The organism is Delftia tsuruhatensis (genome assembly GCF_903815225.1).
GTDB lineage: Bacteria > Pseudomonadota > Gammaproteobacteria > Burkholderiales > Burkholderiaceae_C > Comamonas > Comamonas tsuruhatensis_A.
Map to the genome: position 1 here is coordinate 5,053,307 of NZ_LR813084.1, position 11,586 is coordinate 5,064,892.

The window sequence follows — 11,586 nt, forward strand, 5'->3', positions numbered from 1 at the left end:
AGAGGTGGGCCGTGAACCGGGTCAGGCAATCTTGAAACGAGCCACCGACTGGCGCAGCTCCTCGGCCATGTGCGACAGCTCGCGCACCTGCTGTGCCGTGGTGCGCGTGCCTTCGCCGGTCTGCTCGGTCACCGCAAAAATGTGCTGGATATTCTCGGCCACATCGTTGGCCAGTTCGGCTTCGCGCGAGGTGGAGGAGGAAATCAGCTCGATCAGTTCGGCCAGGCGGCGCGACACGGAGTCGATCTCGGTCAGCGCCGTGCCGGCGGAGTCGGACAGGCGAGCGCCCTCGACCACACCCTGGGTGGAGCGCTCCATGGCGGCCACCGCATCCTGGGTGTCGGTCTGAATCGCCTTCACCAGCGCCGCGATCTGGCGCGTCGCGTCGGCCGAGCGTTCGGCCAGCCGCTGCACTTCCTCGGCCACCACCGAGAAGCCCCGGCCCGCTTCACCGGCCGATGCCGCCTGGATGGCGGCATTCAGCGCCAGCACGTTGGTCTGTTCGGTAATGTCGGAGATCAGCTCGGTGATTTCACCGATCTCCTGCGAGGATTCACCCAGGCGCTTGATGCGCTTGGAGGTTTCCTGGATCTGGTCGCGGATGGAGTTCATGCCGCCGATGGCGTTCTGCACGGCCTTCAGGCCCAGGTCCGCGGCCTCCAGCGACTGGCGCGCCACCTGGGCCGATTCCTGCGCCTGGGTGGACACGTCGTTGATGCGGCCCGCCATGTCCAGCACCGAGCGGCCGGTTTCACGGATCTCGCGCAGCTGCTCGGTCGATGCGGCCAGCAGCTCGGTGGAGTTGGCATCCACCTCGGCCGTGGTCTGCGCCACGCGCGTGGCGGTGTTCTGCACGCTGCCCACCAGGGCACGCAGCTCTTCCACCGTGTAGTTCACCGAGTCGGCGATGGCGCCGGTGATGTCCTCGGTCACGGTGGCTTCCTGGGTCAGGTCGCCCTCGGCCACCGACTGCAGTTCGTTCATCAGCCGCAAAATGGCCGCCTGGTTGGCATCGTTGATGCGCTTGGCCTCATGCTCCTGCACGCGCGACTCTTCCTGGCGGCGTTCGGCCGCTTCCTGGCGCAACCGGCTGTCGAGCAGCTGCACGCGCGACAGACCCACGCCGCACAGCAGCACCAGCACGGTGGCCAGGGCCAGCAGGCCCATGGGCAGCGAGCCGATGCCGGCGCCGCCCTGCAGCTTGTTCTGCAGGTCTTCGAGATGGCGGCGCAGCGGCTCGCTGTCGGCGTTGATCGCGGTCTGGGCCTCGCGGGCGGAGACCAGGCCCTGGAGGTTGCCCAGGATGGCGCTGGCCTGGGTACGGGTCTCTTCGTAGAGCTTGATGAGCGCCTCGATCTGCTCGCGCGTCTGGCCGTCGCGCGTGGCGGGAAGGCGCAGTTCGCTGCTGCCGCCCAGCAGGCTTTCGGAGATTTCCTTGAAGGAGTTCAAGTCCTTGCCCAGCAGGAAAACGGCCTCGGGGCTCACGCCCTCGGCGGTCTGGAACTCGTTGGCCGACTTGCCGATACGCTGCGTCAGCATCACCAGCTGGCCGGCGGCCGAGATCTCGGCAGGGCTGGCACCCTGCTGGAGCTTGAGCGAGGAAATGGTTTCCGCGATTTCCAGCAGGTCCGACGACTGCCGGTTGATGGTGCGCAGCGCGTCACCGACCTGGGTCAGGATCTGCTTTTGCTCCATCACGACCTTGGCGCTCTGCTCGGCACGCTCCATCAGCGGTGTGATCTGGCCCAGCTCGTCGGCATAGGCATCGCCCAGCGGACGCACGCCCATGGCATCGTCTCCCGAGGCGATGGCGCGCACGTTGCGTGCCAGCACGCCGGCGCTGTCCTGCACGTCCGCGAAGGATGCGGGTGCGCCCGTCAGTGCCTGGGAGACCGACTTGGCCAGCCGCTGCGACTGCATCAGCGCCTGGCCGGTGGCAGCCAGTTGCTGGGCCGAGCCGTCCGCCTGGCGCAGCGCCCAGGCCGCTGCCAGCACCAGGGCCAGCACGGAGACCCCCAGCAGCGTGGACAGCGTGCGCTGGTGGCGCGCCGCAGGCGCGCGGCCCAGCAGCGGCAAGGTCACCAGGTCCTGATCCAGGCCCCTGTCCGCCTCGCGGTCGGCATTGGCATCCGGCGCGCCCTGCACGGTCAGGGAGGCATCGAGCGCATACATGTCCTGGGAGACGGTGTCTCCGAGCATGCTGTTGTCCGCGCCCGTGCCGGAGTCGGCAGGCTTGCGCTGGAAGCGATTTGCAAGACGTTGCAAGAATGACATGGGACGACCTTCAGATACTCAGGCTCTAATGCTCAGGAACTCGGAGGCTTGGGACAGGCGCTGCAACTGCAGTTCCTGCCAGCGGTGGCCCGCTTCATCGATATGCACGGGGCCGAAATAGGCGGGCGACTGCTCGGCAGCCGCCTGCGTGCTCACGAAAGCGTCGGCGCTGCGCAGGCCCAGGAGGCGGTCCACCAGCAAGGCCGCATTCAGCTCCAGTGCCGGATTGAAGGCCAGCAGGCTGGACTCGGCCAGCGCCGGTTCGCTGCGCGGCCCGCCGTGGCCCAGCAGGCCGGCCAGATCGATCACGCCGGCCAGCGTGCCGCGCAGGTTGGCGATGCCCAGGAACCAGGGCTTCGTATAGGGAACGGGCTGCACGCCCGCCCAGGGGAAGATCTCGCCGGACTGGCCCAGCGGCATCAGATAGTTGCGCCCGCCGGCCTGCACGGCCAGCCAGGCAGCGACCTTGACGCCTTCGCTGCGGGCGGCCTGGAGACGGCCGGCCAGGCGCGATTGCAGGTCGCGCAGTGCTTCACGGTTCGCCATGGACAGCGCACCGCGTCAGTTCAGCGCCGCGATCTTGGCCTGCAGCTCGCCTGCATCCACGGGCTTGGTGATGTAGTCGCGCGCGCCCTGGCGCATGCCCCAGACCCGGTCGGTCTCCTGATTCTTGCTGGTGCACATGATGATGGGCAGGTCCGCGTACTGCGGATCGCGTGTGATGGCGCGCGTCAGCTGGAAGCCGTTCTGGCCGGGCATGACCACATCCATGAGGATCAGGTCGGGGCGGTCCTCGGCCAGGCTGCGCAGCGCCTCCTCGCCGTTCTCGGCCGTGCGCACCTGCAGGCCCTGCTTTTGCAGCATGTCGGACAGAAACATCAGTTCGGTCTTGGAATCGTCCACGACCAGGACTTTGCGGATGGGCATCAAAGTGCTCCTATGGGTTGCTTGCCGAACTGCTCCACGGCCTGCAGCAGCTGGTCTTTGGTGAAGGGTTTCGTGAGGTAGTCCTGGCAGCCCACCATGCGCCCGCGCGCCTTGTCGAAAACGCCGTCCTTGGACGAGAGCATGACCACCGGCGTGTCGGCGAAGCGCGCATTGCGCTTGATGATGGCGCAGGTCTGGTAGCCGTCCAGCTTGGGCATGAGAATGTCGCAGAAGATCAGCTGGGGCTGGTAGTCGTTGACCTTGGACAGCGCGTCGAAGCCGTCGTCGGCCAGCAGCACTTCATGCCCGCCCTGCTTGAGGAAGATTTCTGCGCTGCGGCGGATGGTATTGCTGTCATCCACCACGAGTACGCGCAGGGGTGCGCCCGATGTCGTCACTGAGAAACCTCCCGGAAATGTGTGAGTCGGCGCGGGTGGTCCCGCGCTCAGATTTCGACCATCTCAAAATCTTCTTTACGTGCTCCGCATTCGGGACAGGTCCAATTCATGGGAACGTCCTCCCAACGCGTCCGGGGCGCGATGCCATGCTCGGGGCAGCCTTGCGCCTCGTCATAGATCCACCCGCAGATCAAGCACATCCAAGTTTTAGGGTCGGTCACAGCTTAAAGGGCCTTCACATAGAATGCAACGATTGTATCTAGTCATAACCACCCGCCACGGCCTTCGCCGCAGGGGTGCACACTGGGCCGAGCCATGGCATTGAACCCCTCCAACTCCCCCAGTCCCGACACCGACCCGATGGACGAGGCAGCGCCCGTCTGCGTGCTGGTCTTCAACGCCAGCGACCCCAGCGGCGCGGGCGGCCTGTCGGCCGACATCGCCACCATTGCCTCCGTGGGCGGCCATCCGCTGCCCGTGGTCACGGGCGCCTACGCACGCGACTCGGCCAAGGTCTTCGAACATTTTCCCTTCGACGACGAGGCCGTTGCCGAGCAGGCGCGCGCCGTGCTCGAGGACATTCCCGTCTCCGCCATCAAGGTCGGTTTCGTGGGCAGTCCTGGCAATCTGGCGGCCATCGCCGAGATCGCCTCCGACTACCCGGACATCCCCATCGTCAGCTACATGCCCGACCTGTCCTGGTGGGAGGAAGACCCCCTCGACCAGTACCTGGATGCCTTCAAGGAGCTTGTCCTTCCGCAAACGTCGGTGTTGGTCGGAAGCCACAGTACGCTGTGGCGCTGGCTGTTGCCCGACTGGAGCGGCAGCCGCAGCCCCACGGCGCGCGACATCGCCATGGCGGCCGAGGCCCTGGAAGTGCCCTACGTGCTGGTCACAGGCATGCCCCTGCCCGACCAGTTCGTGGACAACGTGCTGGCCACGGCCCAGTCGGTGCTGGGCAACAGCAAGTACGAACTGTTCGATGCCACGTTCACGGGCTCGGGCGATACGCTGTCGGCGGCGCTGACGGCCCTGGTGGCCAGCGGCAACGACCTGGGGCTGGCCACGCAGGAAGCGCTGGAATATCTGGACCGCAGCCTGGACAGCGGCTTTCGCCCCGGCATGGGCCACTTCATCCCGGACCGCATGTTCTGGGCCCAGCCCGAGTCCGACGACGAAGACGCCGAAGCGGCGGCCGAGCCGCCCGCGACCCTGGAATCCGATCCCCAAGCCATCGAAGGCTTCGTGATGCCTCCCCATGACACAAAACACTGATCTGAATCTTCCCTTGTTCGAGCGCGCCAAGGCCGTCATCCCAGGCGGCGTCAACTCTCCCGTGCGCGCCTTCAATGCCGTCGGCGGCACGCCGCGCTTCGTACGCCGTGCGCAGGGCGCGCATTTCTGGGACGAGAACGCCCAGCAGTTCACCGACTACATCGGCTCCTGGGGTCCGATGATCCTGGGCCACGGCCACCCCGAGGTGATGGCCGCCGTGCAGGCCGCCGCGCTGGAAGGCTTCTCCTTCGGCGCACCCACGGAGCGCGAGGTGGTGCTGGCCGAGAAGATCCTCTCGCTCATGCCCTCCATGGACATGGTGCGCATGGTCAGCTCCGGCACAGAGGCCGGCATGAGCGCGCTGCGCCTGGCGCGCGGCTTCACGGGCCGCAACAAGATCATCAAGTTCAACGGCTGCTACCACGGCCATGCCGACGCCCTGCTGGTCAAGGCAGGCTCGGGCCTGGCGACCTTCGGCGCATCGTCCTCGGCAGGCGTGCCACAGGACGTGGTCAAGGACACCGTGGTGCTGGAATACAACGACGTGGGCCAGATCGAGGAGGCCTTCGCCCAGTTCGGCGGCGAGATCGCCTGCGTGATCATGGAGCCCATTGCCGGCAACATGAACTTCGTGCGCGCCAGCGTGGAGTTCACGCGCCGCATCCGCGAACTCACACGCGAGCATGGCGCGCTGATGGTCTACGACGAGGTCATGACGGGCTTTCGCGTGGCCCTGGGCAGCGCGCAAAGCCTGTACGCGCAGCAGATCGAGGGCTTCGCTCCCGACATCACCGTGCTGGGCAAGGTCATCGGCGGCGGCATGCCCATGGCGGCGTTCGGCGCGCGCCGCGAGATCATGGAAAAGCTCTCGCCCCTGGGCCCGGTCTACCAGGCCGGCACGCTGTCGGGCAACCCCATCGCCACGGCCTGCGGCCTCAAGACGCTGGAGCTGATCAGCGAACCCGGCTTCCACGAGGCGCTGCATGCGAGGACCGGCCGCCTGATGGCCGGCCTCAAGGCCGAGGCCGATGCCGCCGGTGTGCCCTTCAGCGTGGACCACCAGGGCGGCCTGTTCGGCTTCTACCTGCTGCCCGAGCTGCCCAGCACCTGGTCCGAGGTCATGAAGACCGATGGCGCGCGCTTCAACCGCTTCTTCCACGGCATGCTGGAACGCGGCCACTACTTCGCGCCCGCGCTGTACGAGGCCGGCTTCGTGAGCGCCGCGCACACGGACGCGGACATCGACAAGACGGTCGAGGCCGCGCGCGAAGTGTTCAGGACACTCTGACGCCACCTCGCCGACGGAGCCCGCCCTGGCGGGCTCTTTGCATTTCAGGGCTGGCGAAAGGCCTTGCGCGCTTTCTCCACTTCTTCGCGCACGGCGCAGCCCGGCGCATGGTCGTTGACCAGGCCCATGGCCTGCATGAATGAGTACACGGTGGTCGGGCCGACGAACTTCCAGCCCCGCTTTTTCAGCTCCCTGGACAGGGCGCGCGATTCGGCCGTCTCGGAGACAGGCGCGCCGCCCTGCACGGGCGCCGGTGCATGGCGCCAGAAGAAGGCAGCCAGCGAACCCTCCTGATCGACCATCTCCAGAGCACGCCGGGCGTTGTTGATCACGGCCTCGATCTTGCCGCGATGGCGCACGATGCCGGCGTCGCCCAGCAGGCGCTGCACGTCCTCCTCGGTGAAGCGCGCCACCGCAGCAGGATCGAATCCCGCGAAGGCCGCACGGAAGTTCTCGCGCTTGTTGAGGATGGTCAGCCAGCTCAGGCCGGACTGGAAGCCTTCGAGGCTGAGTTTCTCGAACAGGCGGCGATCGTCGACCACGGGAAAGCCCCATTCATGGTCGTGATAGGCCTGGTAGCCGGGAGTGGCCGCGCACCAGTGGCAGCGCGGCCGACCGTCGGGAGCGATGAAGAGGGCCATGGTCATGGTGCGGAGGTCGATGGGCCGGGCAGCGACAGCAGCCAGCCGGCCATGAGCAACGATTGCGCTTCGGTGAGCTGGGGGTGGCGCGGCATGATGGCGCGGCCCCATTCGCCGGCACCGCCTTCGCGGATCCTGCGCGCCAGGTACTCGGCGGCATCGGCGCGGTCGCGATAGCGATCGGCGATCTGCTGGTAGGCAGGACCCACGTAGTGGCGCGCCAGGCCGTGGCAGCGCATGCAGTCGCTGCCTTCGACCAGGGCCTTGCCTGCGGCGATGCGGGCATCGGCCGGTGCCGAGGCCGCCGGGACGGGGGCCGGCACCGCCCCCCGCATGATGCGCCAGCCGATGTTGAACACGCCCAGCGCCACCAGCAGCATGAAGACCACGAGCGCCCAGCCCAGCCAACGGGGCCGGCGGGGCGCGTCCTCGTCTCCGTCGGGATGCAGGTGGCCATCCATCAGTGGCGGAAGTGGCGCACGCCCGTGAAGACCATGGCGACGCCGCGCTCGTTGGCGGCGTCAATGACTTCCTGGTCGCGCATGGAGCCGCCTGGCTGGGCCACGCAGGTGGCGCCCGCATCGACGACCACGTCCAGGCCGTCGCGGAAGGGGAAGAAGGCGTCGCTGGCCACGACCGTGCCCTGCAGGCTGAGCTTGGCGGCCTCGGCCTTGATGGAGGCGATGCGTGCCGAGTCCAGGCGGCTCATCTGGCCCGCGCCCACGCCCATGGTCATGCCGTTCTTGCAGAACACGATGGCGTTGCTCTTGACGTACTTGGCGACCTTCCAGGCGAACAGCAGGTCCTGCAGTTCCTCGGGGGTGGGCTGCTTGACCGTGACGACCTTGAGATCGGCCAGTGCCAGCTCATGGTTGTCGGCGGTCTGCAGCAGCAGGCCCGAGCCCACGCGCTTGGCGTCCATGGCGTTGCGGCCCTGCTCCCAGGCGGTGGCGCCGCCCTTGGGCAAGGCGATCTTCATCAGGCGCACATTGACCTTGGGCTTGAAGATCTCCAGCGCCTCGGGCGTGAAATCGGGTGCCATCAGCACTTCGACGAACTGCTTGACCACGGCCTCGGCCGCTGCCTTGTCCACCGTGCGGTTGAAGGCGATGATGCCGCCGAAGGCGCTGGTGGGGTCGGTCTGGAAGGCCTTGGCATAGGCTTCGTGCGCGTCCTTGCCCACGGCCACGCCGCAGGGGTTGGCGTGCTTGACGATCACGCAGGCCGATTCCTCGAAGCTCTTGACGCATTCCCAGGCGGCGTCGGCGTCGGCGATGTTGTTGTACGACAGCTCCTTGCCCTGCAGCTGCTCGCCCGTGACCAGGGAGCCCGGTGCCGGGTACAGGTCGCGGTACAGCGCGGCCTGCTGGTGGCTGTTCTCGCCGTAGCGCAGGTCCTGCACCTTGGTGAACTGGCCGTTGCTCTGGCCGGGGAACAGGCTGCGCTCGGGCACGTAGGTTTCGGACAGCTTGTCGTCCTCGAACTTGACGCTGGACAGGTAGTCGCTGATGGCGCCGTCGTACTGGGCGATGCGGTTGAAGGCGGCCACGGACAGCGCAAAGCGCAGCTTGTCGGACAGCTTTCCGTGGGCCTTGAGCTCGCCCAGCACGGCCTCGTACTGGCCGGCATCCGTGATCACGCCCACGTCGCCCCAGTTCTTGGCGGCCGAGCGCACCATGGCGGGGCCGCCGATGTCGATGTTCTCGATGGCGTCCGCCAGCGTGCAGCCGGGCTTGGCCACGGTGGCCTCGAAGGGGTACAGGTTCACCACCAGCAGATCGATGGTGGCTATGCCGTGCTCCTTGAGGGCCTCCATGTGGGCGGGCAGCTCGCGGCGGGCCAGCAGGCCGCCGTGGACCTTGGGGTGCAGGGTCTTGACGCGACCGTCCAGCATTTCGGGGAACTGGGTGACCTCGGCCACCTCGGTCACGGGCAGGCCGGCATCGGCCAGCAGCTTGGCGGTGCCGCCGGTGGACAGCAGCTTGATGCCCAGGGCGTGCAGGCCTTGGGCGAATTCGACGATACCGGTCTTGTCAGAGACGGAGAGCAGGGCGTTCATGGGAGTCAGTGCAGGGAGTTTGAAAAAAACGGGCTGCAAGCCCGTGGGCGGGAGGTCTTGCAGCCATGGATTCCGGGGAGGCGGCTCAGAGCATGTGGTGCTCGAGCAGCTTCTTGCGCAGCGTGTTGCGGTTCAGGCCCAGCCAGTCGGCGGCGCGCGACTGGTTGTTGTCGGCCTGGCTCATCACCACTTCCAGCAGCGGTTTTTCCACCAGGTGGATCAGCATGTCGTACATGCCATTGGGCTTTTCGCCGTCGAGATCGCGGAAATACCCCTCCAGGCTTTCACGCACGCATTGTTCGATGTTCTGGTTGCTCATACTGTCATTCCTGCGGGTTCTGCGAGATCGGCGCTCGTGGCGCCGGACTCGATGGCGGCCGGTATCCGGTCCATCCGCGCGCCCAGGGCGTCCAGATAGTCGGCGACGGCCTGCCATTGCACCGCGCAGTCCTCGATGGTGTTGATGTGTTGTCGGAATGCTTCGCCGCCGGGCAGGCTGCGCACGTACCAGGCGATGTGCTTGCGCGCGCTGCGCACGCCCGTGCCTTCGCCATACAGGCTGTAGTGGTCCTGCAGGTGCTCCAGCAGCAGCCGGCGCAGCTCCGCCACCAGGGGCGGCGCCATGTGCTCGCCCGTGGCCAGGAAATGGGCGATCTCGCGGAAGATCCAGGGACGCCCCTGGGCGGCGCGGCCGATCATGACTGCGTCCGCGCCGGTGTATGCCAGCACGTCGCGCGCCTTCTCGGGGCTGGTGATGTCGCCATTGGCCACCACGGGCACGCGCACCGCGGCCTTGACGGCGGCGATGGTGTCATATTCGGCAAAGCCCTTGTAGCCCTGCTCGCGTGTGCGGCCATGCACGGTGAGCATCTGGATGCCCGCCTCTTCGAAGCGCCGGGCCAGTACCACGGCATTGCGGTGCGCATCGCACCAGCCGGTGCGCATCTTCAGCGTGACGGGCACGCCGTGCGGGGCGCAGGCCTGGACCACCGCCTCGGCGATCTCCACGGCCAGGGCCTCGTTCTGCATCAGGGCCGAGCCGGCCCACTTGTTGCAGACCTTCTTGGCCGGGCAGCCCATGTTGATGTCGATGATCTGGGCGCCGCGGTCCAGGTTGTAGCGCGCGGCCTCGGCCATCATCTCGGCGTCCGTGCCCGCGATCTGCACCGCGATGGGGCCGGGCTCGCCCTCATGGTTGGCACGGCGCGAGGTCTTGAGGCTGTTCCACAGGTCCTTGCGCGAGGTCACCATCTCGCTGACCGCATAGCCCGCGCCCAGGGCCTTGCACAGCTGGCGGAACGGACGGTCCGTCACACCGGCCATCGGGGCGACGAACAGGCGGTTGGCCAGGGCATGGGGGCCTATGGACAGGGGAAGGGAGGACATGGGGAAAAGGCGGCAAAAAACGCATGTGCTCACCCGCGGACGGGCGGCAACAAAGGACCAGGATTGTACCTGCCCAAATTTTCAGCAAGACCAAAACCGGGCCGTCAAGGCGGCCAAGCGGCAAAAACAAGACACTGCTGCGGTTTCATGGCGTGGGTACGAAGGCACCGCCCCGGCCAGGAACCGCCTGCAGCCCGTAGGCCCGCAGCCGCCCCTGCCACCAGCGGCGGTTGAATTGCACATCCGGGGAGACCTCGTCATCGGTAGCAGCAGCGGCGTCGGCCCGCGCGGGGCGCAGCCCCAGGTCCAGCGCCTCGCCATCGGCCAGCGGGCCGCGCACCACGGCCACCGCCTTGCGGCCATCCGTCACCCAGGCGTCCAGCAGCAGCGCCACTGCCGGCTGTGACTGCGCCAGGCTCACGCAGGCTTGAAGGCGGGGCTCCAGCCCCAGGGGCTCCAGCTCGCGCTGCAGATGCTCCAGCCGGTCGCCCACCGGCTCCACCGGCAGGGCGCATCCCTTGGCCAGCAGCGCCTGGCTCCAGGCCGATGTCGGTGCAGCCGCCACGGGCGGCACGGACGGTGCCGCCACCGGCGCCTGCGCCGGTGCCGGGCCCTTGTCACCGCCCTGCCCCGGCACGGCACAGCCGGCCAGCCCGCCGGCCAAGGCCATGCCCCCGATCCACCCCACCCATGCAGCGATCCGCCGTATGCGCATGACACCCTCCATTTTTTTGCCTGGATCAGGCCACGATAGCCCCGCGCCGACAAAGCGTCAGCCAGCGCAGACCTACACTTGCCCCATCTATGGAAGTCTGGATGCATCAACTGCTGGGCTGGCTGGCCCTGCCGCAGTTCGGCCTGAGCACGGTGTTCATCGTGTCGCTGGTGTCGGCCACGCTGCTGCCGCTGGGCTCGGAGCCGGCGGTCGTCGGGCTGCTGCAGCTCAACCCCGACCTGTTCTGGCAGACGATCGCGGTGGCCACGGCCGGCAATACGCTGGGCGGCGCCATCAGCTGGTGGATGGGCCTGGGCGCGCACAAGGCCTGGCGTGCCGCGCGCGACCGGCGCCGTGCCGGCCTGCCGCCCGAACATGCCAGGCCGCCGCGCAGCCTGTCGCGCCATGAGCGGCGCGCCCGCATCTGGCTGCGCCGCCTGGGCGCCAAGGCCTGCCTGCTGAGCTGGCTGCCGGTGGTGGGCGATCCGCTGTGTGCCGTGGCCGGCTGGCTGCGGCTGCCTTTCTGGCCCTGCGTGTTCTACATGGCCGTAGGCAAGTTCCTGCGCTATGTGGTGATGACGGCCGTGATCCTGCAGTTCATTCCGGCGTCCTGGCAGCCATGA

Annotated in this window: 14 protein-coding genes; 3 read left to right on the forward strand and 11 right to left on the reverse strand. The window is 67.6% G+C overall.

Annotation, left to right across the window (positions count from 1 at the left end):
- Positions 1–21: 21 nt before the first annotated feature.
- The 5 genes from L1Z78_RS23020 to L1Z78_RS23040 are packed head-to-tail and all read right to left on the reverse strand — an operon-like array spanning position 22 to position 3,799.
- A complete protein-coding gene (locus L1Z78_RS23020; RefSeq protein WP_234638654.1) occupies positions 22–2,274 on the reverse strand; it encodes a methyl-accepting chemotaxis protein in 2,253 nt (750 codons plus the stop codon).
- 18 nt (positions 2,275–2,292) lie between these two features.
- Positions 2,293–2,820, reverse strand: a complete 528-nt coding sequence (locus tag L1Z78_RS23025) for a chemotaxis protein CheW (RefSeq protein WP_234638655.1) — start codon at positions 2,818–2,820, stop codon at positions 2,293–2,295.
- A 15-nt stretch (positions 2,821–2,835) separates the two neighbouring features.
- The gene (locus L1Z78_RS23030) at positions 2,836–3,201 is read right to left on the reverse strand and encodes a response regulator (RefSeq protein WP_234638656.1); all 366 of its coding nucleotides are present in this window, start codon (positions 3,199–3,201) and stop codon (positions 2,836–2,838) included.
- Positions 3,201–3,599: a response regulator gene (locus L1Z78_RS23035; protein ID WP_234638657.1), complete on the reverse strand. Its 399-nt coding sequence runs from the start codon at positions 3,597–3,599 to the stop codon at positions 3,201–3,203. The genes L1Z78_RS23030 and L1Z78_RS23035 overlap by 1 nt, the downstream gene beginning before the upstream one ends.
- Positions 3,600–3,646: 47 nt before the next feature.
- The gene (locus L1Z78_RS23040) at positions 3,647–3,799 is read right to left on the reverse strand and encodes a rubredoxin (RefSeq protein ID WP_267967018.1); all 153 of its coding nucleotides are present in this window, start codon (positions 3,797–3,799) and stop codon (positions 3,647–3,649) included.
- Between the two features lie 115 nt (positions 3,800–3,914).
- Here L1Z78_RS23040 and thiD point away from each other — a divergent pair, with 115 nt between their 5' ends.
- Entirely contained in the window at positions 3,915–4,874 is a 960-nt protein-coding gene (gene thiD / locus L1Z78_RS23045) for a bifunctional hydroxymethylpyrimidine kinase/phosphomethylpyrimidine kinase (protein WP_234638659.1), read from the forward strand.
- Complete coding sequence (gene hemL, locus L1Z78_RS23050; protein ID WP_234638660.1) at positions 4,858–6,162, forward strand: glutamate-1-semialdehyde 2,1-aminomutase; 1,305 nt, start codon at positions 4,858–4,860, stop codon at positions 6,160–6,162. Before thiD ends, hemL begins: the two co-directional genes overlap by 17 nt.
- 44 nt (positions 6,163–6,206) lie before the next feature.
- Here hemL and L1Z78_RS23055 read toward each other — a convergent pair whose 3' ends face one another.
- From L1Z78_RS23055 to L1Z78_RS23080, 6 genes are all read right to left on the reverse strand, one after another.
- Positions 6,207–6,809 (reverse strand): DNA-3-methyladenine glycosylase I, encoded by a 603-nt coding sequence (locus L1Z78_RS23055; protein WP_418921644.1) that lies wholly within the window; start codon positions 6,807–6,809, stop codon positions 6,207–6,209.
- Positions 6,806–7,264: a c-type cytochrome gene (locus L1Z78_RS23060; RefSeq protein WP_234638661.1), complete on the reverse strand. Its 459-nt coding sequence runs from the start codon at positions 7,262–7,264 to the stop codon at positions 6,806–6,808. The genes L1Z78_RS23055 and L1Z78_RS23060 overlap by 4 nt, the downstream gene beginning before the upstream one ends.
- Positions 7,264–8,862 (reverse strand): bifunctional phosphoribosylaminoimidazolecarboxamide formyltransferase/IMP cyclohydrolase, encoded by a 1,599-nt coding sequence (gene purH / locus L1Z78_RS23065; RefSeq protein WP_234638662.1) that lies wholly within the window; start codon positions 8,860–8,862, stop codon positions 7,264–7,266. Before purH ends, L1Z78_RS23060 begins: the two co-directional genes overlap by 1 nt.
- Positions 8,863–8,947: 85 nt before the next feature.
- The gene (locus tag L1Z78_RS23070; protein WP_234638663.1) at positions 8,948–9,181 is read right to left on the reverse strand and encodes a Fis family transcriptional regulator; all 234 of its coding nucleotides are present in this window, start codon (positions 9,179–9,181) and stop codon (positions 8,948–8,950) included.
- Complete coding sequence (gene dusB / locus L1Z78_RS23075) at positions 9,178–10,248, reverse strand: tRNA dihydrouridine synthase DusB (RefSeq protein ID WP_234638664.1); 1,071 nt, start codon at positions 10,246–10,248, stop codon at positions 9,178–9,180. Before dusB ends, L1Z78_RS23070 begins: the two co-directional genes overlap by 4 nt.
- Positions 10,249–10,393: 145 nt before the next feature.
- Entirely contained in the window at positions 10,394–10,918 is a 525-nt protein-coding gene (locus L1Z78_RS23080) for a hypothetical protein (protein WP_234638665.1), read from the reverse strand.
- A 146-nt stretch (positions 10,919–11,064) separates the two neighbouring features.
- On the opposite strand from L1Z78_RS23080, the gene L1Z78_RS23085 reads away from it, so the two are divergent.
- Positions 11,065–11,586, forward strand: a complete 522-nt coding sequence (locus L1Z78_RS23085) for a YqaA family protein (protein ID WP_234638666.1) — start codon at positions 11,065–11,067, stop codon at positions 11,584–11,586.

Coding starts and splice junctions, on each gene's coding strand:
- purH (WP_234638662.1), bottom strand. CDS start 8,862: ATGAACGCCCTGCTCTCCGTCTCTGACAAGACCGGTATCGTCGAATTC.
- L1Z78_RS23030 (WP_234638656.1), bottom strand. CDS start 3,201: ATGCCCATCCGCAAAGTCCTGGTCGTGGACGATTCCAAGACCGAACTG.
- L1Z78_RS23020 (WP_234638654.1), bottom strand. CDS start 2,274: ATGTCATTCTTGCAACGTCTTGCAAATCGCTTCCAGCGCAAGCCTGCC.
- dusB (WP_234638664.1), bottom strand. CDS start 10,248: ATGTCCTCCCTTCCCCTGTCCATAGGCCCCCATGCCCTGGCCAACCGC.
- L1Z78_RS23080 (WP_234638665.1), bottom strand. CDS start 10,918: ATGGCCTTGGCCGGCGGGCTGGCCGGCTGTGCCGTGCCGGGGCAGGGC.
- hemL (WP_234638660.1), top strand. CDS start 4,858: ATGACACAAAACACTGATCTGAATCTTCCCTTGTTCGAGCGCGCCAAG.
- L1Z78_RS23070 (WP_234638663.1), bottom strand. CDS start 9,181: ATGAGCAACCAGAACATCGAACAATGCGTGCGTGAAAGCCTGGAGGGG.
- L1Z78_RS23040 (WP_267967018.1), bottom strand. CDS start 3,799: ATGTGCTTGATCTGCGGGTGGATCTATGACGAGGCGCAAGGCTGCCCC.
- L1Z78_RS23055 (WP_418921644.1), bottom strand. CDS start 6,809: ATGACCATGGCCCTCTTCATCGCTCCCGACGGTCGGCCGCGCTGCCAC.
- L1Z78_RS23060 (WP_234638661.1), bottom strand. CDS start 7,264: ATGGATGGCCACCTGCATCCCGACGGAGACGAGGACGCGCCCCGCCGG.
- L1Z78_RS23085 (WP_234638666.1), top strand. CDS start 11,065: ATGCATCAACTGCTGGGCTGGCTGGCCCTGCCGCAGTTCGGCCTGAGC.
- thiD (WP_234638659.1), top strand. CDS start 3,915: ATGGCATTGAACCCCTCCAACTCCCCCAGTCCCGACACCGACCCGATG.
- L1Z78_RS23025 (WP_234638655.1), bottom strand. CDS start 2,820: ATGGCGAACCGTGAAGCACTGCGCGACCTGCAATCGCGCCTGGCCGGC.